Raw genomic sequence first — 22666 nt, forward strand, 5'->3', positions numbered from 1 at the left:
CGGGGGGTGATCACGCCTCGGGGTCCTCGGCCAGTGCGGCGGGCTTGCGCAGCCGCAACAACGGGCTGGCCGCGATGACCAGCGCGATGACCAGCAGGACGAGACAGATCGGACGGGTGAGGAAGAGGGTGAAGTCGCCCTGGGACAACTCCAGCGACTCCCGCAGGGAACGCTCCATGAGGGGCCCGAGCACGAGCGTGAGCACCAGGGGCGCGAGCGGGATGTCCAGGCGGCGCAGCACGAGGCCGAGCAGCCCGAAGCCGACCATCACGAACACGTCGAAGACGGTGAAGTTGACCGTGTACGCGCCCACCACCATGAACGTGAGGATCACGGCGGTCAGCACCGGATACGGGATGCGCAGGATCGACGTCCACAACCCCACCAGCGGCACGTTGAGCACCAGCAGGATGACGTTGCCGACGAACAGGCTGGCGATGATGCCCCAGGCGACGTCCGCGTGCTCGGCGAACAGCGTCGGCCCCGGCGTCAGCCCCTGCTGCAGGAACGCCCCCATGAGCACGGCGATCGTCGGCGAGGCCGGGATGCCGAGCGTGAACAGCGGCACCAGGGCGCCGTTGGCGTGCGCGTTGTTCGCCGTCTCGGGCCCCGCGACCCCTTCGACCGCGCCGGTGCCGAGTTCGGCGCGGTGCCTGCCGAACCTGCGCTCGGCCCCGTAGGCGAGCAGCGAGGAGACCGAGCCGGTCATCCCCGGCACCAGCCCGAGTGCGAACCCGATGCCGGTGCCCCTGGCGATCGCGGGCGCGCTGCGCCGCAGGTCGTCGCGGCCGGGCAGGAGCGCCCGCAGCCCCGGCGCGACCACCTGGGCGCTGCGGCTCCTGGCCGTCACGAGGATCTCCGACAGGCCGAAGAGCCCGATGATGACGGCCACGAAGCTGATGCCGTCCAGCAGCCGGTCGCTGCCGAAGGTGAACCGCGGCGCGCCGGCCACCGGGTCGATGCCGACCATGGCGATGAGCAGGCCCAGCACGCCGGAGATGAGCGCCTTGGTCATGGAACGCCCGGCGAGCGCGACGAGCAGCGAGATGCCGAGCACCATGAGGGAGAAGAACTCCGGCGGGCCGATCCGCAGGCCCAGGTCGCCGAGCGGCTTGGCGGCGACGACGAGCCCGGCGGTGGCGATGGTGCCGCCGACGAACGAGCCGAGTGCCGCGATGGTGAGCGCCGCTCCCGCGCGGCCCTTCCTGGTCATGGCGTAGCCGTCGATCGTGGTGATCGCGGAGGCGGCCTCGCCCGGCGTGTTGAGCAGGACGCTGGTGATCGTGCCGCCGTACTGGGTGCCGTAGAAGATGGCGGCGAGCATGATGATGGCGCTGGTCGGGTCCAGGTTGAGGGTCAGCGGGATGAGCAGGGCCACCCCGGCGACCGGGCCGATGCCGGGCAGCACGCCGATCAGGGTGCCGAGCAGGCAGCCGATGAACGCGTACAGGAGGTTCTGCGGCGACAGCGCCGTGGCCAGGCCGCCGAGCAGGTCGGCGAGGACGTCCATCACAACCCCCAGCCGGCCAGGAACGGCACCGCCGACGGCGGCAACTGCACCATCAGGCCCTGCTCGAAGCCGTGGAAGACGCCCGCGCTGCCGGCCAGGGCCAGCGCGAGCGACAACACCCAGCCCCGGCCCGCGCGCCACTTGAGGTGGAACATCAGGAACAGGAACACGCTGAGCTGGTAGCCGAGCAGGTCCATGACCGCCGCGAGCACCACGAGGCTGCCCAGTACGGCGACGGCGTGCCCGGCCTCGACCCGCTCGCCGGCCGGTGCGCCCGTGGCGGGCCTGGCGCGCAGCGACTGGACGAACCAGGCGACGCCCAGCAGGCCGAGCGCCACGGCCAGCACGAACGGGAAGAATCCCGGCCCGGGTCCGAACGAGGCCCACAGTCCCAGGCTCAGCGACTCGACGGCGACGTAGACCGCCAGGGCGACGAGGGCCGCCTGGGTGCCCGTTCTCAGCCGGGCGTCGGAGGGCGGTGCCGGTTCCGCCGGTTCGGGATGAGTGGGCTGGGCGAGCGCGGATTCGTGGCTCATGGGGGTGTGGCCGCCTTCCGGGCTTTTCACAGAGTGAAAAGATGTTTCATTTCATGACAAGCCTTGCGGGCGGCCGATTGGCGTGTCAAGGGTTACGAGCAGGTTTCCAGTGGCGCAGATCACGATGGAACGTTCCAATATGGACGCCGGCCGACCGGCGGGACGTCAGGTCCCGCACGATCAGCGGCTCCTGGCCGCCCTCGTCCTCCTGGCCAGCAGCATGATGAGGTAGCAGCCGCCGATCACCGTGGTCACCACGCCCACGGGAAGGGACTCCGGGGCGAGCAGGAACTGCGCGGCCAGGTCGGCGGCCAGCAGCAGCACCGCCCCCGACAGCGCCGCGGGGGCCGGCGCGACGCCGGCCGTGCCCGCCAGCAGCCTGCCGATCTGCGGCGCGGCCAGCGCGATGAACACGATGGGCCCGGCCACCGCGGTCACCGTCGCCGTGCAGCCGACGCCGGCCAGCACGAGCAGCAGCCGCAGCCGGTCCAGGCGCACCCCGGAGGCGAGCGCCTGCTCGTCGCCGAGCGCCGTCTGCCGCATGCCGGGTGCCAGCGCCGCCAGCAACAGCGCGAGGGCGGCGATGACGGTGACGGGCAGGACGACCTCGTGCCAGTCCAGGCCGTTCAGCGAGCCCGCGTTCCATCCGGTGGCGGCCAGGGCCACCTCCATGTCGGCGCGCAGCACGATCCAGGAGTTGAGCGCCGTCAGCATGGCGTTCACCGCGATCCCGACGACGACCAGGCGCAGGCCGCCCAGCCCCGACCCGAACGACAGGGCGTAGACGGCCCCGGCCGCGAGCAGGCCGCCCGCGATGGAGCCGGCCGCCAGGTACGCGGGGCCGCCGCCCAGCACGGTCATCGCGAACAGCGCGCCGGTGTAGGCGCCCGAGTCCAGGCCGATGATGTCGGGGCTGCCGAGCGGGTTGCGGGTCAGGCTCTGGAAGACCGCGCCCGCCAGGCCCAGCGCCGCGCCGAACACCAGCGCGGCCAGCACTCTGGGCAGGCGCCACTCCCGTACCACGATGACCGAGTCGCCGTGGCCGGCCAGCGCCGCCAGCACCTCGCCCGGCGCCGTCCACGAGCCGCCGCCGAGGCAGAGGCCCAGCAGGGCCAGGGCCAGGGCGGTGATGGCCAGCGTGCAGGACACGACCAGCGCCCTGCGGCCGGCCCTGATCGAGTACGCGCCCATCCGGACGACCACGAAGCGGCTCATGAGAGCACCCGCCCGCGTCGCCGTACCGCCCAGATGAGCACGGGCGCGCCCACGAACGCCGTCACCACCCCGACCGGCACCTCGCCGGTCGGCAGCAGCACCCGCGCGCCGATGTCGGAGGCCAGCAGCAGCACCGGGCCCAGCACCATCGTGTACGCCATCAGCCACGGGATCGACGCGCCCGCCCACCGCCTGGCCAGGTGCGGCACCATGAGCCCCAGGAAGGCGATCGGCCCCGCGACTGCGGTGGCGGCCCCGGCGAGCAGGGTGACCAGCACGAGCACGTACACCCTGGTGCGCAGCACGTGCCCGCCGAGTGACCGCGCGATCTCGTCCCCCATGACCAGCGCGTTGAGCGGCCTGGTCACCAGGGCCGCGCAGACCAGCGCGACCGCGATCGTCACGGCGGGCAGGGTGAGCGGCGCCTGCTCCTGCCCGGCCAGCGACCCGACCGACCAGAACCGGAACCGGTCGAACACGTCCGGCACCATCAGGCGCAGGCCGAGCGAGATCCCGGCGAGCACGGCGCTGAGCGCGACGCCGGTCAGCACCAGGCGCAGCGGCTCCGCCGAGCCGAGCGCGTAGACCAGGACGGCGGCCAGCACGGCCCCCGCGGAGGCCAGCGCGAGCTGGGCCACCTGCCCGCCCGCCAGCCCCAGGACGCCGCCGAGGTTGATCGCGAAGCCGGCCCCGGCGGTCACGCCCAGGATGCCCGGCTCCGCGAGCGGGTTGCGGGTCAGCGTCTGGACCAGCGTGCCCGCGGTGCCGAGCGCCGCGCCGACGCAGATGGCCAGGATCGTGCGCGGCCCCCGTACGTCGTGCACGATCAGGTACGCCTCACCGCCGGGCGCGCCGGTCAGTGCCCGCCAGACCTCGGCGGGCGCGATGGCCTGCGCCCCGACGCAGACGCTCGCGACCACCGCGACCAGCAGCAACACGAGCAGCCCCACCAGGTACGACGCCCGCCCGCGCCCGGCCTTCCGAACTTCAGTCATCAAGATCGACGACGCCGCGCTTCCAGTAGCCGGTGAACAGCGAGTCCATACGATCGGCGCTCCACGCGCGCAGCGGCTTGATGTCGCCCGCCTCCCCCGCCGCGAACAGGAACGTGGGCACGTCCGGCAGCCGCAGCCCCCGCACGGTGTCGGCCAGCGACGACCGTGCGCCCTCGCGCAGCAGCCAGATCACCTCGACGCCGTCGCGCCCGGCCAGCGGATAGCCCTGCTCCGCGACGTCGTCGGTGTCGATCACCAGGTGCGCGGAGACCCCGGCCGGCGACTCCTCCAGCCACCGGGCCGCGGCGGGCAGCGCGGTGGTGTCCACGGCGAACACGTAATGTCCGTAGGTCTGCGCGAACGCCTTGGCCCCCGGCGGCCCGGCGATCGTCACCTCGTCGCCGGCCGCGACGGTGGCCGCCCAGCCGGTGGCCACGCCGCCCTCGTGCAGCACGATGTCCAGGTCCAGCTCACGGGCCGCCGCGTCGTAGCGCCGCACGGTGTACTTGCGCGAGGTGGGCGACGGCTTTGGCCAGTCCAGCATCTGCCTGTCGTTGGGCACCGGGACCCGGAGCGTGCCGTCGGGATCGGGGAAGAGGATCTTGACGTGGTCGTCGCACTGGTAGCTGTGGAAACCGTCGAGCCCGGGGCCGGCCAGGGTGAGCCGGAGCATGCGCGGGGTCACCAGCTCGCGCCGGGCGACGGGGGCCCTGCGGACGCCGATCGGGTAACCGATCCTGGTCACGCCCGTTCCCGTGGCGTGGTGGGCGGCGACCCGGCCCGCCGGGTCGTCACGCTCGCCGATCATGACTTGCCCAGCGGCGCGAGCGCCTCGTCGATGGCGTCCAGGGTGGTCATCGCGGAGTCGTACGTGGCCGCCTCGGTGTAGCGGATCGGGAACGCCTTGCCGGCCTTGACCGCGGGCAGGTTCTTCCAGAGTTCGGAGTCGAGCACGTACTTGACGGCCTCGTTCGGCGTGCCGTCGGGCTGCACCGAGTACGTGATCGCGTCCGCCTCGCCGAGGCTCTGCGTCAGCTCCTCGATCGACGGGTACTCCGAGACGTCCTTGCTGCCCCCGCCCTTCACCTTGACCTGGCCGTAGTAGGTGACGCCGACGTCCTGGGCGATGTTGGTGCCCCACGAGTCGGCGAACTCGCGCTGGAACGTTCCCTTCGCGACCTCCCCGTACGAGCCGACGTGGCCGAACTTCAGGCCCGCCAGCGCGTCCTTGTGCTTGGCGGCCAGTTCTGCGGCCTTCTTCTCGTAGGCGGCCTTGGCCTGCCCGAAGTTCGTGGCCCGGCCGGCGGCGTCGGTCTGGCGCTGGGAGAGTTCGCGCCACGCGGACGGGACGGTGGGGCCGATGGCGACGACCGGCGCGATGGACTTCAGCCGCTCCACGTCCACGTCGGCCAGCACGGGGGCCGGGACGCCGATGACGATGAGGTCGGGCTTGGCCTTGGCGATGGCCTCGTAGTTGGTCTCGGCGGCGGTCTCACCCGCGACCTTCTCCAGCCGGTCGTAGACGGCCCGGTCCTCCTGGGACATCAGCGGCAGGCCGCGCTTCCACGAGGAGATGCCGACCAGCGCGGCGTCGGCCTCGATGAGGACGGGCACCGCGTACCCCGTGGCGACGACCCGCTTGGGGTCGGCCGGGATGGTGATCTTGCCGTTGTCCGCTTGGAAGACGCGGGTCGCGGCGGCGGACGCCGGCTGCCCGGCGGAGCCGCCCGAACCGCAGCCGGCCACCAGGGCGAGCGAGAGAACGGCGACCCCGGCGGCGCGCCGGACCTGGAGAGGGTACATGAACGACTTTCCTTCAACAGCGTAGAGAGGAACTTAGGTTACCCTTACCAAAGTTGCCGTTGATGTCTCCGGGAGGCCAACCGATGTCGCCGAGACGACACTCCGTGACGGTCACCGACCCCGTCGGCACGGATCCGCTGTGGTGCGAGGAGTACGGCTACGGCCTCGGCAGGATCGGCGGCATTCTCGTGCTCAAGTACCGTTCCGCGGCCGTGCTGGAGTTCGCCGAGAGCCGCCAGGACTTCCTGCACCATCTCTATTGGTCCCCCGACGGCATGTTGTCGACCAGGCACGGGGCCCGCACGCAGTTCGTGGGGCACCGCGAGGCGTTCTGGGTGCACCGGGCCGTCACCCACGAGGTGCGCGCCGCCGACCGGCAGACCGTCTACCGGCTCTGCCTGCGCGAGGTGCCCGCGGCGCTCGAAGGGCTGCGGGCCGGCGCGGTGTCGGTGGACCGGGAGGCCGCCCGGCTCATCGAGGCCATCGCCCGGCCCGGCCTCGACGAGGGCGAGGCCCTGGCCGCCCGCGCCCGCATCATGGCCGGGCTCGGCCCGACCACCGCCGACTTCGTCGGCCACCACGCCAACGGGACCGGCTTCGCGCTGACCGTGGCGCGGGCGCTCTCCCACGATCCCGGCGACGAGGCCGGGCTGGCGGAGTGGGCCGAGCGGCTGCACGTCAGCGTCAAGACGTTGCAGCGCGACTTCGAGCGGGAATTCGGCATGTCGTACTCGAAGGTGCGAACCAAACTGCGGCTCAGCACGTCCCGGGTGCTGCTGGAGACCCGGCCGGTGGCCGAGGTGGCGCACCGCGTCGGCTACTCCAGCCCGTCGGCCTTCATCTCGGCCTTCACCAAGGAATACGGCTGCACGCCGGGCCGCTACGCCGGTCGCCTGGAGGACTGAAACCCCTTGCCCGGCGGGCATCAAGAGTGCCCTAGACGCGCAATGCAGGCTTGAGGTTTACCCGATCGCAATACTTTTCTTTTGGCTATTCGAAGATCGTTCGATAACGTCGAATGTCACCGCGTGCAGCGGGACGGAAACGGACGGGAAAGAAGGTCGAAGGCGCTCGTGGAACAGGAAGCGCGAAAAAGCGAAAAGATCATGGATACCTCCGGAGGTCTGAAGGCGGCCCTCCCACCCCGGACGGACTGGGTGGTGTTCGGGGTTGCCGCCGCGCTCACCCTGGCCTTCATCATCTGGGGAGCCATCAGCACCGACACGCTCGAAGGCGTGTCGAGCTCGATGCTCTCCTGGACCATGCACAACCTGGGCTGGGCCTTCGTGCTCGCGGCCTCGGGCTTCGTGGTGTTCGTGCTGTGGCTGGCGTTCAGCAAGTACGGCAAGATCACCCTGGGCAGTGACGACGAGCAGCCGGAGTTCCGGACCGTTTCCTGGATCGCGATGATGTTCAGCGCGGGCATGGGCATCGGCCTGATGTTCTACGGGGTCAACGAGCCGCTCACGCACTTCACCGCGCCGCCGCCCGGCACCCACGAGGCCACCGCGCCCGTCGCCGAGCGCATGGAGACCTCTCTCGCCACCACGCTCTTCCACTGGACCGTGCACCCCTGGTCGATCTACGCCGTGGTCGGCCTGGCCATCGCCTACGGCTGCTACCGGCGCGGCCGGCGGCAGACGATCAGCGCGGTGTTCACGCCGCTGATCGGCGAGCGGCGCGCCAACGGCGGCTTCGGCAAGGTCATCGACATCCTGGCCATCTTCGCCACCCTGTTCGGCTCGGCCGCCTCGCTCGGCCTCGGCGCGCTGCAGATCGGCAGCGGCGTCAAGGTGGTCGGCTGGATGCCGGAGGTCGGCGTGGGCGTGCTCATCACGATCATCGCGGTGCTGACGCTGGCGTTCGTGTTGTCGGCCGTGTCGGGTGTGGAGAAGGGCATCCAGTGGTTGTCCAACACCAACATGGTGCTCGCTCTGGCGCTGGTCCTGTTCGTCTTCCTGGCCGGTCCGACCGTGCTGATCCTCAACCTGATCCCGACCTCCATCGGCTCGTTCTTCGGTGAGCTGACGCAGATGGCGGCCCGTACCGAGGCCACCGGCGGCGAGGACGTCGCCACCTGGCTGTCGGGCTGGTCGGTGTTCTACTGGGCGTGGTGGATCTCCTGGACCCCCTTCGTCGGGATGTTCATCGCCCGCATCAGCCGGGGCCGCACCATCCGGCAGTTCGTCGGCGGCGTGATCCTCGTGCCCAGCGTGGTCAGCCTGGTCTGGTTCGCGGTCTTCGGCGGCACCGGGATGCAGTCCGAGGCCGCCGGTTCCGGCCTGGCCCAGCAGGCCACCCCCGAGGGGCAGCTCTTCGCGCTGCTGAACGAGTTCCCGATCGCCGGCGTCACGACGCTGCTCGTGATGATCCTGGTGGGCATCTTCTTCGTCTCCGGGGCCGACGCGGCCTCGATCGTGATGGGGACGCTCTCCCAGCGCGGCAGCATGGAGCCCACCCGGGTCGTCGTGGTCATCTGGGGCGTGCTGACCGGCGCGGTCGCGGCCATCATGCTGCTGATCGGCGGCGGTGGTGACACCGCGCTCAACGGACTGAAGAACCTCACGATCCTGGCGGCGGTGCCGTTCATGCTGGTGATGGTGTTCATGTGCGTGGCGCTCACCCGCGACCTGCGGCGCGACCCGCTGATCCTGCGCGGGCAGCGCGGCGAGGAGGCCGTGGAGTCGGCCGTCATCGCCGGCCACGAGCTCTACAACGGCGAGTTCGAGCTCGGGGTCGTTCCCGCCAACACCAATGGCGACGGCGACGGTAACGACGACGAGAAGGTCGTCGCCGGCAAGTAGCCTCCGCCCCCCTGCCGGGGCGGCTCAGGCCGGCGGTCCGCCACCATGGCGGGCCGCCGGCCCTTTGTTCGCCCGGCTGGACTCTCCCCCGGTGGGAGACAACATGCTGATCCCTGTGGTCGAAGGTGAAAGGGATGGACGCATGACGATCGTGCAGGACGTTGAGGCCCGTGGCATGCACCACTGCGAGACGACGGCGCTGGGGGTGCTGCTGCGGCACGAGGGCCTCGATCTGTCCGAACCCATGTTGTTCGGGCTGGGTTCCGGTCTGTCCTTCGTCTACTGGGACGGCAAGGGCATGCCGTTCCCCTTCCTCGGCGGCCGCGTCAAGCCGTTCGAGCTCACCAGGAACCTGACCGCCAGGCTCGGGCTGACGCTGACGGTGGAGGAGACCACCTCGCCGCGCAAGGCGTGGGCGAACGTGGCCGCCCCCATCGACGCCGGTCGGCCGGTCGGCCTCCAGCTCGACAGCTACCACCTGGACTACTTCCGGTCCAAGGTGCATTTCGGCGGTCATGTCGTCGCCATGTACGGCTACGACGAGCACGACGTCCACCTGGTGGACACCGATCAGCAGGGAGGGGCGGTGCGTGCGAGCCGGGCCGGCCTCGCCCTGGCACGCGCCGAACGTGGCCCGATGACCGCCAGGAACCGCTCCTTCACCATCACCCGGCCCGCGCATCCGCTGCCGTGGCAGGACCAGATCGTTCCCGCCATCAGGTCGTGCGCCGAGTCCTTCCTCGCTGCTCCCATCGCGAACCTGGGTCACCGGGGCATCGGGAAGGCGGGCAGGCAGGTGCCCGGGTGGCTGGCGCGGGCCGGCGAGCCGCGGCGGGATCTGCCGCAGGCCGCTCTCCTCATGGAGAAGGGTGGCACCGGCGGGGGCCTGTTCCGCGTTCTGTATCGGGACTTTCTCGACGAGTGCGCCCAGTTGATCTCCGACGACCACCTCCGCGCCGGTCACCGGCTGTATTCCGAGGCCGCCTCGCTGTGGACGGAGGTGTCCTCGTTGATCGCGAAGGCCGGTGAGAGCGGTGACGTGGGGCTCCTTGAGCGGGCCGGCGCGATCCTGCACGACCTTGCGCGCATCGAGGGGGACGCGATGCGGGAGTTGTGTCAGGTGGCCCGGTCCTGAGGTCGCGTGCCGCTCGCTGTCGAGCGGCTCGTCGAGCGGCTCGTCGGTCGGCTTGGAATGTCGTACCCGGCTTGCATAATGGCGGCCATGACACAGGAATCTGCGCACCGGCATCACGCCATCGACTACGTGGAGCTCACGGTCACCGACCTTGAGCAGGCCAAACGCTTCTACTCCGAGGCGTTCGGGTGGCGGTTCAACGACTACGGGCCGGGTTACGCCGGCATCCAGAGCCCGGAGGGCGCGGGCTCGGGTGAAGTGGGTGGCCTCCGCCTCGACCAGTCCGTACGCGCGGGCGGGCCGTTCGTGCTGCTGTACTCCGCCGACCTGGACGGGAGCGTACAGGCGGTGCAGAAGGCGGGCGGCACGGTGGTCAACGGGCCTTACGAGTTCCCCGGCGGACGGCGGTTCCACTTCACCGACCCGAGCGGGAACGAGCTCGGCGTCTGGGCCGAAGCGTAGGGGCGTCCCCTCCCCGGCGACTCGGCGCGCCGGTCGGCCTCCGGCTCCTGCGCCATGGTCGGCTCTTGCGTGATGACCGGCTCTTGCGCGACGGCCGGCTCCTGCGCGACGGCCATCTCGGCGGCGTGGGCGCGGACCAGGGCGTGGAACCGGTAGCGGCCGAGGACCGGCTCCCGCAGCAGGTTGACCTCCAGCAGCCGATCCAGCAGCGCCGAGGCCCGAGGGACGCTCGTGCCCAGCAACACGGCGGCCGAGTCGACGGCGATGTCCGCCCCGCCGACGCCCACGCCCGCATCGGCGACGCCCGCGCCCACAACGCCCGCATGGGCATTGGCCGCATGGGCGATGGCCGCGTTGGCGTGCAGGCCCAGTAGGCGGTAGGCGCGGCGTTCGGCGGGGTCGAGTTCGCGGTAGGAGAGGTCGAGGGCGGCGGTGACGCTGTGCCGGCCGATCCGCAACTCGCCCAGCAGGCGTTGGCGCTCCTCCAGGCGTGCCAGTAGATGAGGCACGGTCCAGGCCGGGTGGGTGCGGAGGCGGGCCGCGGCCAGCCGGATGGCCAGCGGCAGCAGGCCGCACCGCCGTACCAGCTCGGCGAGTGCTTCCATCGCTGCGCTCGCCACTCGCTCCGCCCCGGCCGCACCGGTGAACAGCGCGATCGCGTCCGCGAGCGGCAGGACGTGCAGCGACACCATGCGCGCGCCGTCCAGGCCCACCAGACGGCGCCGGCTCGTGATCAGGGTGAGGCAGCCGCCCGTGCCCGGCAGCAGCGGCCGTACCTGCGTCTCGTCGGCGGCGTTGTCCAGCACGATGAGCATCCTCCTGCCGGCCAGCACGCTGCGGTACAGGGCCGCGCGGTCGTCGAGGTGTGCCGGGATCGACTCTTCATGGACGCCCAGCGCGCCCAGTACGCGGGCGAGCGTGTCGCGCGGGTCCGCCGGGGCCTTGCCACAGGTGAAGCCGTGCAGGTCGACGAACAGGTCACCGTCGGGGAATCGAGGGGCGAGCCGGTGGGCGGCGTGCAGGGCGAGCGCGGTCTTGCCGGCCCCCGCCATGCCGTCGATGGCGGTGACCGCCGTCTCGGCGCGATCGAGCCGGCCCAGAACGCCGAGCTCCTGCTCCCGGCCGACGAACCCCGCCACGTCGGCGGGCAGTTGCCGTGGCGTTGGCGGCGTCAGAGGGGTGCCGCTCGCGGATCCAGTGGGCGGTTGCCATGGCGTTGGCGGCGGCGTCGGAGCGGAACCGGACGCGGAGCCTGCGGGCAGTCGCCGTGGCCTTGGTGGCGTCGGAGGAGGGCCGCTCGCGCAGTGAGTCAGTACCGACACCTCCGCGGCGTCCAGACCCAGCGCCTCGGCGAGCAACCGCACCGACTTGCTGCGTGGCCGCCGCAGCAGCGCATCGGCCTCCAACCGGCGAATGGTACGGACGTCGAGCCCCGCCCGCGCCGCGAGCTGCTCCTGCGTCAGCAGCGCCCGATCCCGCCAGCCACGCAACAACGCCCCCAACGCCGGCCTGCTCTCCGCAGAGCTCGCCCATGCGTCTCCAGACACCAGCCCGGCCCCCGGCGACAAGACGTCTCCAGACACCGACCCGATCTCCGACGACAAGGCGTCTCCAACTGCCCGCCCGGTCCCCGGCAACGAGCCGTCTCCAGACAGCGGCCCGATCTCCGGCAACGAGCCGTCTCCAGACACCGGCCCGGTCCCCGGTGGCGAGGCGTCTTCAGATGGTGGACCGGTCTCCGGCAGCTCGGAGCGCGGAAGAGGGCAAGGGTCCTGAGGCTCGTGTGCCCGGGTGAGTGGGGCTCGTCGGTCGCGGAGGCGTTCTGCGGGGTGATGGGGGGCGGCGGTCTGGCCGGGCTGTGGCAGGAGTGCCGCGAGCAGGGTCCACCCGGCCAGGCCGTGAAGGACTTCCCCTGGATGATCTGTCCAGTACGTCCGGCGCCACATCTGTCTCCCCCGATCCTTCCTGCCGGTGCCCCGGTGCGGCGGCCCGGTGATGGACTCGCCGCGAGCGTGATCAGCTGAGCGGCCCTCCTGGGTCGGAAGGCAGGTCCTTGCGGGACGCCACGGCCCTCCGCGTGGCCAGCATGGTCTCGCCGGCCTGCTCGAACGCGCACTGCGCGGTGGCGACGAAGAGCAGGTCGATCACCGCGAGCTGCCCGTGCCTCGTGGACAGCGCCTCGGTACGCAGCCCCTCCTGGCGGACGCCGGTGATCAGCGCCATCCCGGCCCGCCGCGCGAGAGGAGAGCCGGCGTCGTTGGTGATGGCGATCGTGGTCGCGCCGTTCGAGGCCGCCGCGCCGATCAGTTCGACCGTCTCCTGTGTACGGCCTGAGTGGGAGATGCCGATGACGACGTCGCGCCGGCCGAGCAGGGCCGTCGCGCTGAGGGCGAAGTGTGTGTCGAAGCTGGTCCACACGGCGCTGCCGATCGAGTGCAGCCGCTGCTGGAGCTCCGAGGCCACGGTGCCGCTGCCACCGATGCCGAACACCCATACCCGGCGCGCTCCCGCCACGGCCAGCGCCGCCCGCCCGACGACCTCGCGATCGAGCCCCTGGAGCGTGTCGCCCACCGCCTGGCTGACGGCCGCGGAGATGACCTCGGCCAGGCGCGGGATGTCGTCGCCCGCCGCCACGTCCGCGCCCATCCGCGAACTCCACGGCTCGGCCTTGATCCGGCCGCTGTCAGAGGCCAGCGCGATCCGCATCTCGGCGTACCCGTGCAGGCCCAGCGCCCGGCACAACCGGGTGACGCTGCCGGTGGACACCCCGCAGTGGTCGGCGAGACTGACGATGGTCATCCGCGCGACCGCGTCGGGGGCGGCGAGCACCCGGGCGGCGATGGTCCGCTGGGCCTCCGGCATCGTGGGCAGTAGCTCACGCAGTCTGGCGATGATGCCCCCCACCGGCAGCCTCTCCGTCGTCGTCGGCGGCCCCATGAACAAAAATTCTCCGCTTGCTCGAACCTGGAGCACTTTGACGGTCCTTAGTTCGAATGTACGTGCTAGTGGCGGCCATTTCCATTGATATATGCGGAGAAATCTTCTTCACCCGGCTCCGCGAAGGCCGGTGAAAGGATGCGGACATGCACGATGCTCCGAAATATCCGCTCGAACCGGACAGGGACGAGGCCCGCGCCATGAGCGAGGCCGCGTTCGCCCTCGTCGAGGACTTCCTCCGTGACCTGCCTCATCTGCCGGCGTTCGACCCCGGCGGCGCCACCGGACCGGCCGCCGCCCTGCGCGGGGAGCGCGCGCCCGAGCACGGCACCGCGTTATCCGAGCTCCTGCCCACGATCGCCGAGGGCGCCCGCTCGGGTGCCACCAGCGCCGGCCCCGGCTACCTGGCCTACATCCCTGGGGGCGGCCTGTACACGGCCGCGATCGCCGACTTCCTGGCCGCGGCGCTCAACAAGTACGTCACCGTCTGGCAACTCGCCCCGGTCTTCGCCCAGATGGAGGCGACCGTCGTACGGTGGTTGTGCGACCTGTTCGACTATCCGGCCACGGCGCGCGGCATCCTGACCTCCGGCGGCTCGATGGCCAACTTCTCGGCCGTCGTCGCCGCCCGTACCGCGTTGCTCGGCGAGAATTTTCTCGACGGCGTCCTCTACGTGACCGATCAGACCCACGCGTCCTGTGCGAAATCCGCCATGCTGGCCGGTTTCCCCCGCGCCAACGTCCGCGTCGTGCCCACGCTCGCGACCTTGGCCATGGATCCACGTGCCCTGACCGACGCGATCGCGCGGGACCGGGCGGCGGGGCTGCGGCCGTTCCTGATCGCCGCGAGTGCGGGCACGACGAACACCGGCGCCATCGACCCACTCCCCGAGCTGGCCGCGATCGCCCGTACCGAACAGCTCTGGTTGCACGTGGACGCCGCCTACGGCGGCCCGTTCCAGCTCACGGAGCGCGGCGGCGAACGCCTGCGGGGCATCGAACAGGCCGATTCGATCACCCTCGACCCGCACAAGGCGATGTTCCTGCCCTATGGCACGGGCGCGCTCATCGTGCGCGACGGCGCGCTGCTGCGCGCGGCCCACCACGTGAGCGCCGACTACCTTCAGGACCTCGGCCCGGAAGACGAGATCCCGAACTTCACCGAGTACTCGCCCGAGCTGAGCCGCGACTTCCGCGGCCTGCGCCTGTGGCTGCCGATCAAGCTGCACGGTCTGGCCGCCTTCCGCGCGGCGCTGGACGAGAAGCTCGACCTGGCCTGCGAGGTCCATGACGAGCTGGTGAAGTCGGGTTTCGAGGTGCCGTGGCGGCCGGAGCTCACCGCCGTGGCCTTTCGCTGGCTGCCGGAGCGGGGCGACGCCGACGCGTTCAACGCCCGGCTGCTGGAGCGGATCAACGCCGGCGGCCCGGTGCTGCTGTCGAGCACCAGGATCAACGGCCGGTACATGCTCCGGGTGTGCGTGGTCGGCCACCGTACCCACCGGGACCGGGTCGTGAAGGCGCTGGAGATCATCCGCACCTCCCGGGACGACCTGGTCACGGAGTGAGCCGGTCGTCTTCCACTTCCACGGGAGTCGGCGCGGGCCCGGTCGCCCGTACCCAGGCCACGGACAGGGCGATCACCATGAGCGTGCCGATCACCCCGGACACCGCCATCACCGTGGACGAAGCCGTGTGCTGGCCGGTCAGCCCGAAGATCAGGATGGCGATCCCCTGAGTGACCCGCATCATCGTCGTGAGCAGCCCCACGGCCTGCCCGCGCATGTCGTCGGGCACGGCCTGGGTGAACTCGGCGGCGAGCGGGATCCAGTAGTACAGGGCGATTCCGGAGATCACCATCAGCGCGCCCGCGGCCACCACTCCGGGCGCGGCGGCGAACAGCACCAGCGGCGCGCAACTGATGACGGACAGGACCACGACGTGCCCGGGGCGCTGGTCGGGAACCAGCAGGGGCAGGAGCCAGAGCCCGACGACGATTCCGGCGGTGCCGGCCCCCATCAGCAGACCGGCCACGGCGGCCCCGTGACCGGCCTGCGCCGCGTAGGGCGTCGCGAGCGTCTCGCTGACGAGCGTGGCGGCGATCGGGAACGGGAACAACATGATCACCCGCAACCGCCGGTGGGCGGCGATGTAGCGGATCACGTCACGCGTGGCGCCGAGCAAGGACGACGGGGCACCGGTGCGAGGTGCGGTCGCGGGCCGCGTACGCACGCCCGCCATGATCACCAGAGCGGACAGGACGAAGGTGACGGCGTTGCCCACCAGGACCACGGAGAGCCCGGTGAACGCGACGATCAGGCCGCCGCCGGCGAACCCGACGGTGTAGGAGACGTGGTTGACCAGCTGCGTGACCGCAGACCCCTTCACCAGCCGCCTGCCCGGCAGCACCACCGACATGGTCGACAGGTAGGCGCCGTTGAACGGCGAGTCCAGCAGTCGGATCACGAAGAGCAGCGCCCACAGGGCAAGCAGCGGCAGCCCGGGGACGGCCATGACCAGCAGCAGCGACGCCCGTGCCAGGTCCGCGGCCACCATGACGGCGCGACGGGGGAACCGGTCCGCCAGACCGGCCAGCAGCGGCCCGCCGAACAGGTCCGGCAGGGTCGTCAGGGCGAAGGTGACGCCCATGAGCGCCACGGACCCGGTGTCGGAGAAGACCGTGATCACCAGCGCCACCCGCGCGACGTAGTCGCCGACCGTGGACAACGTCCGGCTGATGAACAGCGCGCGGAACTCGCGCTCGCCGAAGATGTCCGCGTAGGTGACGCGGCCGTGTGACTGGCCCTCCTCCGGCAACTTTCCCGTCTCCGATGGCTCGTCCGAGTCGTGTACGACGCCTACACGCTGCCAGAGACGAGGACCCCCACAACAGGACACAGATCGGGCATCAACCGGACATTTGGCGGGAGGACGTGGGGATGGCCCGGAGCCGCTGCCGCAACCATCGCAACGACGCCCCGCCCAGCGCGGCGGCCATGTCCACCAGATGACGGTCGGCGGCCGTCCCCGCCGTCGCGGCCAGCCGCAGCAGGAAGCCGGCGTGCATGGCGAGGAAGACGTTGATCGGCTCCGGGTCGAGGCCGCGGGTCAGCGGATGCTCCTTGACGTACGGCTGCGGGTCCAGGCCGCTGAGCGAGGCGCTCGACAGCAGCGTGAGCACGTCGCAGTACGCCGGACCGACCCACGCGTGCGGCCAGTCGACGACGAAGACCCGTTCCGGGGTCAGCATGAGGTTGAACGGGTAGAGGTCGCCGTGCAGCAGCGTCTCACCGGTGAGGGTGGCGGCGGCCTCCCGTTCCAGCATGATCAGCTCATCGAGATGTCCGGCCACCCACTGAGCCGGCCCGTCGGCGCCACCTCCACCGGCCAGTGCGCCGAGTTCGCCGATGCCGCCCTCGCCGCCGGGCTTGCCGCCGCCGTCTTCACCGGCCAGTGCGTGCCAGCCGCCGAGCCTGGGCGGGCCCAGTTTCGTCGCGTCGATCGGGGACGGGGTCAGCACCCGCGCCAGATCGACGGTCGCGGCGAGTACGCGATCGAACTCGTCACGCCGCCACGGCTGGGCCGGCAGAGCGCCGTCGATCTCCTCGAACACCAGGGCCACCCAGACACCATCGTCATAGGCGTCGAGCAGCCGGGGCGCCGGCACCCCGCTCGGCAGCCGCGCGGAAATCTCGATCTCCCTGCGGTGGAACCCCGCCACCCCAGGCGCCACCAGCGAACTCGCCGCCTTCACGAACGCCCGCCCGCCGTCGGCGAGTCGCAACCGTGCGGCCACCCCCTCGGAGAACCCGCCCGGCTGACTGACCGCGCCGACCACTTCGCTGCCCAGCAACCGCCCGATCGCGCTTCGCACCTCGCCGGGAACCTCGTCCCACCGGATGCGCCGGCCACCGGTCGCATGGGGCAGGTCGGGCCGGGTCTGGGGGTTTGTCATCTCTTCGCCCTTCTTGCGCGGAGTCGTATCCACCAGCCCGGTGCCTCGTCCCTGGTTCCCGACGTGCCCGGCCCGTGACCTGGCCGCTGCGTCTCCGCACAAGGGGCGGGGGCTCAGGGCCGGCGGGTGCGCTGGGCGGTGTACAGGTCGGGGGCGTGAGGGCGTTTGCCCTGGTCGGCGGTGAGGTTTTGGAGGTCGCCCGGGAAGTCCGGTGGCAGGCCGCTGGCCGTGTCGGTGGTGCCCTGGAGGGCCACGGTCACGCTGCGGGGGGCCACGTCCGCGATCGCGACGGCGTACGCGCTGTCTCCGGTGATCCGGATGTTCCAGTGTGCCATTCTCGCGCCGAAGAGCGGGCCGGAGGCGGCCGAGCCGCCGACGCGGCCGTTGTTGACCATGGTGATGTCGGTTCTGGCGTTCTCGAAGGGTAGCGCCCGGTGGGTGTCGAAGGTGCCCTCGGCCATCCGGCCGCGCCGCCAGACGTTGCCCGATGACAGGCCCTCCACGTTGAGGCCGTGGTGTACGGCGCCGGAGGGCACCGGCACGGTGAACGCCTCGATCTCGAAGTCGTCGACCAGGTTGTCGTGCGACTGCATCCGACAGGCGAAGCTGTGGTGGGCGGACCTGCCGCCGACGGCGACCCGGGACAGGGTGATCGACTTGGCCGAGGTGAAGCCGAAGCCGAGGTCGCAGTTCTGCACGCGTACGTCGCTCGCCCAGCAGTCGTGCACGGCCTGGAAGCACACCCCGTTCGAGCCCGGATGTTTGTTGTGGGCGGTCATCGGGACCTGTTCGTTGCGGATGGTGAGCTGTTCGACGCCGCTGTCGGTGACCGTGGGGCCGATCGCACGTAAGCGGGCCGGCCAGCCGGGGCGCAGGTCGTACTTGAGCGGCTGGGCCAGGGTGACCAACCGGTCGCTGAGGATCGCCTCGATGCGGACGGGCCATTGGAGGGAGGCGTACTGCACGTACTGGCCGCCGGAGCCGGTGACGAGTTGTGGCGCGCGGCGTGGCCAGTCGTAGGACAGGGCGCCGGGGACCTCGCCGGCCAGATGCGTCAGCAGGCTCGCGTCCGGTGGGTTGTCGCATTCGAGCAGCACCATGTCGCCGGTGCGCAGCCCGCTGGTGTCCGAGACCAGGAGCGTGCGCTGGCCCCGTGAGGCCGGGGCCACGTCCGCGAGCGTGTCGCCCGGCAGCCAGCCTTCGGTGCCGGCGAAGTCCTCGGCCTCCGAGCGGGCGCGCCGCTCCGGCGCGATGAACCAGATCTGCCCGCCGGTCCACGACCAGCGGCTGTTGCCGTTGGACTGGCGGGCCTGACGGTAGCCGTCGTCGAGTGTGCGGCTGAAGCGCAGGACGGTGTTGTCGCGGCCGGCGCCCCGGAGCACGACGTTCGACCAGTGCATGAAGATCGGCGAGGCCAGCAGGTACGTGCCGCGGGGCACCAGCACGACTCCGCCGCCGCGCTCCCCGGCGGCGCGCAGGGCGGAGTTGAACGCCGGGGCGCAGTCCGTCGTCCCGTCCGCGCGGGCGCCGTGATCGGTCACCCGGGTCACGACCCTGGGCCGCGGCGGCCGGGAGCCGAGGCGGTAGCCGGCGCCGGAGATGTCGGGGATCAGGGGGTGTGATCCGGGCGTCCGCGCCCACTGGTCCAGCAGCGCGGTCGACGCGTCCCCTGGCCGGGAGCCGGCGGGCACGGGAGCCGCTCCCGTGTTCTCAGGCACAGGATCGTGTAGTACGCCGGCGGCGGTCGCGTCGGCTGCCGCCGCCTCGCTCGTGAGCGCGGGCATGGCGGCCGCCGCCACCGCTCCCCCGAACAACGCCCGGCGGCTCAGCCGGGCAGGATCCAGACGCATGGTGCTCCTCGAAGTCGAGTGGGTGCGACGGTCGGATGTGCGGCACCTCGGACGTGCGGCGCCTCGGACGTGCAGCGCCTCGGACGTGCAGCGCCCCGGACGTGCGGGTGCTCCGTCTCAGGGGCGCGGGACCGTGATGCCGCCGTATCGGTCCCAACCCTTGGAAATACGGTCGTAGTACGTGTCGGCCTCGGCGGCGTCCCGGACCCAGTCCCACTCCCCGCTGGCCGCAGGAACCGGATAAGTCCGGATCTGCTCGGCGATGCGCCGGCTGTCGTCGAGGCCGTCCCAGATGAGCCGCCTCATCGCCCGGGTCCGCTGCTCCGCGTCCCGGACGTAGACCCGGTACCCGAAGTACGCCGCCGCGACCGCCCGATGCAGCCTGGCGGTCAGCAACGTCCGCTCGAAGTAGGCCGTGAGCTGCTGGAAATGCTCGGCCGACAGGTGCCGCCGGGCCTTGCCGATGTCACGCAGCGCGCTCTCCGCCATCCGTACCCCGTGATCCTTCTCCGTAAGCACATGGCGCAGGTACGCGGGCGTCAGGTGGTCGCCCGGGGTCACCCAACCCCTGTCCAGCACGTACTGCGCCTCCCTGGCCAGCGTGGGATCGGCCTTGCAGGCGGCCGGCGACAACTGGTCGACCACGTCGATCCAGAAGTGGAACCGCTTGTTCACGCCGTGACGGACATAGGTGACGGGCGGCTCGATCCACTTGCCGGACACGCTGCGGTGATAGCTCGAACAGTACGGCTCGTAGTCCAGCCGCGAGTGGTTCGCGGTGTTCGTCCCCAGGCTGTAGAGCACCGAGGTGACGATCTCGTACGACTTCGACAGCGCCGCGGCGACCTCCCGCGCGGCCGGCTTCCCGTACGTCCTGGCCGCGAACTCCCGATAGATCGTCTCCACGCTCACCCGGCGGTCCTCCGTGGCCCGCGCCAGCGCGTACAGGTTGATCTCGGTGGGGGTGCCGACGATGCGGGACTCGCCGTAGCGGTCGGTCCTGGCCACGTAGCCGATCACGTTCGGCAGGCCCTGATAGTGGCGCAGCCGCCTGACGTGCTCCTCCGGCCACGCGTTCGCGATCTTCCCCTGGCCGTTGTACTCGCCCGCGGTGTCGTACTCGACGAGCACCGGCCGGTCGATCCGCGCGATCGTGGAGTCGTTCGGGTGAGTGAGGAAGAAGTCGTGCGGCGTGGCCTTGGCCATCACCTTGACGTCCGGGTTGCGGACCAGCGCGATCGCGCCGATCGTACGCTCCATCTCTTCGGGGAAATATCCGAACGTGCGCAGGTAGAGCCCCAGCCCCCGCTCGTTGACGATGACCTCGGCGACCTGGTCGACCAGGTAGGCCAGTTTCTGCTCGGCCGTGGTGAGCTTCGCCGAGTGCTGCCGCTCGACCCGCGCGCCGGTCTCGATGAAGGTCAGCACCACCGAGTCGATGTCGGGCACCAGGTCGAGCATCTCCCGGTAGTCCTGCTTGAACCACTGCCAGAAGGCCGGATCGTCCAGGTCGATCGTGCCGTCGGGCCCGGTGCGGAACTCGGCCGGGTAGTGGTCCAGGTCGTAGAGCGAGTGGTCCCAGATCGCCACCTCGGCGATCCCGGCATCGTGCGCGGCCTTGACGAGCCGGTTGGCCTGCGCCTGCTTGGCGGGCTCGCGTACCTCGCGCAGGTCGTGCACGATCTCGTGGCTGAGCTGCAGATGGTTGATCCGGTACGGCTTCGCGGCGGCGATGACGGCGTCGGCCCCCGCGTCACTGTCGGACAGGATCGTCCACCCGCGCACCGACTGCCCGCTCCCAGCCTCAGCCTCGGTCTCGGCCTGCGCGGGCAGCACCACCACCCCCGCCGCCGCCAGCAGGATCAGGACGGCGAGCAAACGTCTCATCGCTCCACGCCGTTCGCGAGTTGCTCCACGCCGTTCGCGAGTTGCTGCACGCCGTTCGCGAGTTGCTCCACGCCGTTCACGAACACCTTGCGCAGGCTCAGGCCGTCGGTGTACGCGATCTTGTCCGGCCCGGTGACACCGGTGAACACGCATTTGTCCAGCCGCACCCCGACCAGGTGGTCGCTCTCCAGGCCGACCAGGTTGAGCACGGCGTCCGCGCCGTCGATCCTGGTCCGCTCCATCCGGATGTCGCGCACCGACACCGGCTCGGAGCCGCCCTCGTCACTGTTGTAGGCCATGTTGACGAAGATCACCTCGCGTTCCACATCCCGGCCGGTGAAGTCCCGTACGTGGACGCCCTCGATGAAGGAGCCGCGCTTCTTGCTGGCCTTGATGTAGACGGGATACTTCACCGGGTAGTTGCCGGGAAAGTCCGGCGAGTTGATCCGGCAGCGCTCGGCGAAGACGTCGCGGACCCCGCCCGACATCTCGCTGCCGACCGTGATGCCGCCCCAGCGGCCGGAGAAGTGGCAGTCCTGGACGACGATGTTCCGGCTGGGCACGCCCACCCTGCGGCCGTCGGCGTCACGTCCCGACTTGACCGCCACGCAGTCGTCGTTGGTGTTGAACCGGCAGTCGTGGATGTGCACGTACGACGACGACTCCGGGTCGCAGCCGTCGGTGTTGTACAGAGTGCTGACGACGGTGACGTCCCGCACGGTGACGTTGACGCACAGGACGGGGTTCACGGTCCACATGGGCGGCTCGACGATGGTGACGTCACCGATCAGGATGTCCCGGCATTTCACGAACTGGACCATGGCGGGGCGCAGGTAGTGCCCGGCGCCGAACACGCGCCGCTCGACCGGCACGCCGTCGTCGCCCATCCGGCGCAGCGCCCGCTGGTCGCCGCTCTGGGGGCCGCCGCCGGCGTACCAGCTCTCCCATGGGCCCTGCCGGGCCTGGCCGTCGAGCGTGCCCCGGCCCGTGACGGCGATGTTCCGCTGCCCGTGGGCGTAGATGAAAGGGCTGTAGTTGTAGCATTCGGTGCCTTCCCACCGGGTGAAGACCACCGGCAGGTACGCGTTCGGGTCGGTGCTGAAGGCGATCACCGCGCCCTCGGACACGTGCAGCTCGACGTTGCTCAGCAGGTGGATGGCGCCGGTGAGGAATCGTCCCGGTGGCACCACGACCCGGCCGCCGCCCCTGCGATGGCATTCGGCGATCGCCGCCCGGAACGCCGCCGTGCAGTCGGTCGTGCCGTCCCCTGCCGCACCGAAGTCGGTGATCTTCCATGTCCGTCCCGGGAACCGGGGAGGTCGGATCTTACGCAAGATTTCCGGCACCTTGCGCCAGGGGTCGGCGACGGCCCCAGGACCGGTTCCCGGTACGAGTGCGCCCGCGGCCAGCGCACCACCGGCTTGGAGGAGAAAGCGTCGGGAAGGCATGGTCACCACCAAGAGGTTCGTGGAGACAGCGGATCTCCGGAGCGTACGACGGCACCTCGGACGAATTCAAATCTTGACGAAAGTAATTTTCGATGCAACGCGGCAAGGCGCTGTTCATCCAAAGAATGACGG

General features: G+C 70.9%; 18 protein-coding genes. 5 read left to right on the forward strand and 13 right to left on the reverse strand.

From position 1 onward, the window contains the following. Positions 1-10: 10 nt before the first annotated feature. From AB0I81_RS05520 to AB0I81_RS05545, 6 genes are all read right to left on the reverse strand, one after another. Positions 11-1510 (reverse strand): tripartite tricarboxylate transporter permease, encoded by a 1500-nt coding sequence (locus tag AB0I81_RS05520; protein WP_360650431.1) that lies wholly within the window; start codon positions 1508-1510, stop codon positions 11-13. After that, positions 1510-2046: a tripartite tricarboxylate transporter TctB family protein gene (locus tag AB0I81_RS05525; RefSeq protein WP_360650434.1), complete on the reverse strand. Its 537-nt coding sequence runs from the start codon at positions 2044-2046 to the stop codon at positions 1510-1512. The genes AB0I81_RS05520 and AB0I81_RS05525 overlap by 1 nt, the downstream gene beginning before the upstream one ends. A gap of 180 nt (positions 2047-2226) precedes the next feature. Further along, entirely contained in the window at positions 2227-3261 is a 1035-nt protein-coding gene (locus AB0I81_RS05530; protein WP_360650437.1) for an iron chelate uptake ABC transporter family permease subunit, read from the reverse strand. Continuing rightward, the gene (locus tag AB0I81_RS05535; protein WP_360650439.1) at positions 3258-4256 is read right to left on the reverse strand and encodes an iron chelate uptake ABC transporter family permease subunit; all 999 of its coding nucleotides are present in this window, start codon (positions 4254-4256) and stop codon (positions 3258-3260) included. Before AB0I81_RS05535 ends, AB0I81_RS05530 begins: the two co-directional genes overlap by 4 nt. Next, the gene (locus AB0I81_RS05540) at positions 4249-5064 is read right to left on the reverse strand and encodes a siderophore-interacting protein (protein WP_360650442.1); all 816 of its coding nucleotides are present in this window, start codon (positions 5062-5064) and stop codon (positions 4249-4251) included. Before AB0I81_RS05540 ends, AB0I81_RS05535 begins: the two co-directional genes overlap by 8 nt. Continuing rightward, a complete protein-coding gene (locus tag AB0I81_RS05545) occupies positions 5061-6059 on the reverse strand; it encodes an ABC transporter substrate-binding protein (protein WP_360650445.1) in 999 nt (332 codons plus the stop codon). Before AB0I81_RS05545 ends, AB0I81_RS05540 begins: the two co-directional genes overlap by 4 nt. Positions 6060-6142: 83 nt before the next feature. On the opposite strand from AB0I81_RS05545, the gene AB0I81_RS05550 reads away from it, so the two are divergent. The 4 genes from AB0I81_RS05550 to AB0I81_RS05565 all read left to right on the forward strand — a co-directional run bounded on the left by AB0I81_RS05550 (position 6143) and on the right by AB0I81_RS05565 (position 10460). Further along, positions 6143-6964 carry a helix-turn-helix transcriptional regulator gene (locus AB0I81_RS05550; RefSeq protein WP_360650448.1) on the forward strand — a complete coding sequence of 274 codons (822 nt, stop codon included), beginning with the start codon at positions 6143-6145 and terminating at the stop codon, positions 6962-6964. A gap of 201 nt (positions 6965-7165) precedes the next feature. Beyond that, positions 7166-8863: a BCCT family transporter gene (locus tag AB0I81_RS05555; protein ID WP_360650450.1), complete on the forward strand. Its 1698-nt coding sequence runs from the start codon at positions 7166-7168 to the stop codon at positions 8861-8863. 142 nt (positions 8864-9005) lie between these two features. Next, positions 9006-9998 carry a BtrH N-terminal domain-containing protein gene (locus AB0I81_RS05560; protein ID WP_360650453.1) on the forward strand — a complete coding sequence of 331 codons (993 nt, stop codon included), beginning with the start codon at positions 9006-9008 and terminating at the stop codon, positions 9996-9998. A gap of 87 nt (positions 9999-10085) precedes the next feature. Next, a complete protein-coding gene (locus AB0I81_RS05565) occupies positions 10086-10460 on the forward strand; it encodes a VOC family protein (RefSeq protein ID WP_360650456.1) in 375 nt (124 codons plus the stop codon). Here the strand turns inward: AB0I81_RS05565 and AB0I81_RS05570 are convergent. Both AB0I81_RS05570 and AB0I81_RS05575 read right to left on the reverse strand, forming a co-directional pair. Continuing rightward, entirely contained in the window at positions 10382-12043 is a 1662-nt protein-coding gene (locus AB0I81_RS05570; protein WP_360650459.1) for an NB-ARC domain-containing protein, read from the reverse strand. The genes AB0I81_RS05565 and AB0I81_RS05570 overlap by 79 nt on opposite strands. A gap of 433 nt (positions 12044-12476) precedes the next feature. Then, complete coding sequence (locus tag AB0I81_RS05575) at positions 12477-13397, reverse strand: MurR/RpiR family transcriptional regulator (RefSeq protein WP_360650462.1); 921 nt, start codon at positions 13395-13397, stop codon at positions 12477-12479. 146 nt (positions 13398-13543) lie between these two features. Between AB0I81_RS05575 and AB0I81_RS05580 the strand changes: the two genes are divergently transcribed. Next, positions 13544-14962: an aminotransferase class V-fold PLP-dependent enzyme gene (locus AB0I81_RS05580; protein ID WP_360650465.1), complete on the forward strand. Its 1419-nt coding sequence runs from the start codon at positions 13544-13546 to the stop codon at positions 14960-14962. Here AB0I81_RS05580 and AB0I81_RS05585 read toward each other — a convergent pair. From AB0I81_RS05585 to AB0I81_RS05605, 5 genes are all read right to left on the reverse strand, one after another. Then, on the reverse strand, positions 14952-16211 hold the full coding sequence (locus AB0I81_RS05585; RefSeq protein ID WP_360650469.1) for an MFS transporter: 1260 nt from the start codon (positions 16209-16211) through the stop codon (positions 14952-14954). The two genes, AB0I81_RS05580 and AB0I81_RS05585, sit on opposite strands and share 11 nt — an antisense overlap. Positions 16212-16302: 91 nt before the next feature. Next, positions 16303-17349: a phosphotransferase gene (locus tag AB0I81_RS05590; protein WP_360650472.1), complete on the reverse strand. Its 1047-nt coding sequence runs from the start codon at positions 17347-17349 to the stop codon at positions 16303-16305. 113 nt (positions 17350-17462) lie between these two features. Next, a complete protein-coding gene (locus AB0I81_RS05595; protein ID WP_360650475.1) occupies positions 17463-19199 on the reverse strand; it encodes a glycosyl hydrolase family 28-related protein in 1737 nt (578 codons plus the stop codon). A 117-nt stretch (positions 19200-19316) separates the two neighbouring features. Next, entirely contained in the window at positions 19317-21086 is a 1770-nt protein-coding gene (locus AB0I81_RS05600; protein WP_360650478.1) for a hypothetical protein, read from the reverse strand. Beyond that, a complete protein-coding gene (locus AB0I81_RS05605; RefSeq protein WP_360650481.1) occupies positions 21083-22420 on the reverse strand; it encodes a glycosyl hydrolase family 28 protein in 1338 nt (445 codons plus the stop codon). Before AB0I81_RS05605 ends, AB0I81_RS05600 begins: the two co-directional genes overlap by 4 nt. Positions 22421-22666: the final 246 nt, after the last annotated feature.

The sequence above is a fragment of the Nonomuraea sp. NPDC050404 genome (genome assembly GCF_040655495.1).
Lineage (GTDB): Bacteria > Actinomycetota > Actinomycetes > Streptosporangiales > Streptosporangiaceae > Nonomuraea.

Bases quoted from the DNA above. Each gene is read 5' to 3' on its own strand.
- AB0I81_RS05520 (WP_360650431.1), bottom strand. From the start codon at position 1,510: ATGGACGTCCTCGCCGACCTGCTCGGCGGCCTGGCCACGGCGCTGTCG.
- AB0I81_RS05525 (WP_360650434.1), bottom strand. From the start codon at position 2,046: ATGAGCCACGAATCCGCGCTCGCCCAGCCCACTCATCCCGAACCGGCG.
- AB0I81_RS05530 (WP_360650437.1), bottom strand. From the start codon at position 3,261: ATGAGCCGCTTCGTGGTCGTCCGGATGGGCGCGTACTCGATCAGGGCC.
- AB0I81_RS05535 (WP_360650439.1), bottom strand. From the start codon at position 4,256: ATGACTGAAGTTCGGAAGGCCGGGCGCGGGCGGGCGTCGTACCTGGTG.
- AB0I81_RS05540 (WP_360650442.1), bottom strand. From the start codon at position 5,064: ATGATCGGCGAGCGTGACGACCCGGCGGGCCGGGTCGCCGCCCACCAC.
- AB0I81_RS05545 (WP_360650445.1), bottom strand. From the start codon at position 6,059: ATGTACCCTCTCCAGGTCCGGCGCGCCGCCGGGGTCGCCGTTCTCTCG.
- AB0I81_RS05550 (WP_360650448.1), top strand. From the start codon at position 6,143: ATGTCGCCGAGACGACACTCCGTGACGGTCACCGACCCCGTCGGCACG.
- AB0I81_RS05555 (WP_360650450.1), top strand. From the start codon at position 7,166: ATGGATACCTCCGGAGGTCTGAAGGCGGCCCTCCCACCCCGGACGGAC.
- AB0I81_RS05560 (WP_360650453.1), top strand. From the start codon at position 9,006: ATGACGATCGTGCAGGACGTTGAGGCCCGTGGCATGCACCACTGCGAG.
- AB0I81_RS05565 (WP_360650456.1), top strand. From the start codon at position 10,086: ATGACACAGGAATCTGCGCACCGGCATCACGCCATCGACTACGTGGAG.
- AB0I81_RS05575 (WP_360650462.1), bottom strand. From the start codon at position 13,397: ATGGGGCCGCCGACGACGACGGAGAGGCTGCCGGTGGGGGGCATCATC.
- AB0I81_RS05580 (WP_360650465.1), top strand. From the start codon at position 13,544: ATGCACGATGCTCCGAAATATCCGCTCGAACCGGACAGGGACGAGGCC.
- AB0I81_RS05590 (WP_360650472.1), bottom strand. From the start codon at position 17,349: ATGACAAACCCCCAGACCCGGCCCGACCTGCCCCATGCGACCGGTGGC.
- AB0I81_RS05595 (WP_360650475.1), bottom strand. From the start codon at position 19,199: ATGCGTCTGGATCCTGCCCGGCTGAGCCGCCGGGCGTTGTTCGGGGGA.
- AB0I81_RS05600 (WP_360650478.1), bottom strand. From the start codon at position 21,086: ATGAGACGTTTGCTCGCCGTCCTGATCCTGCTGGCGGCGGCGGGGGTG.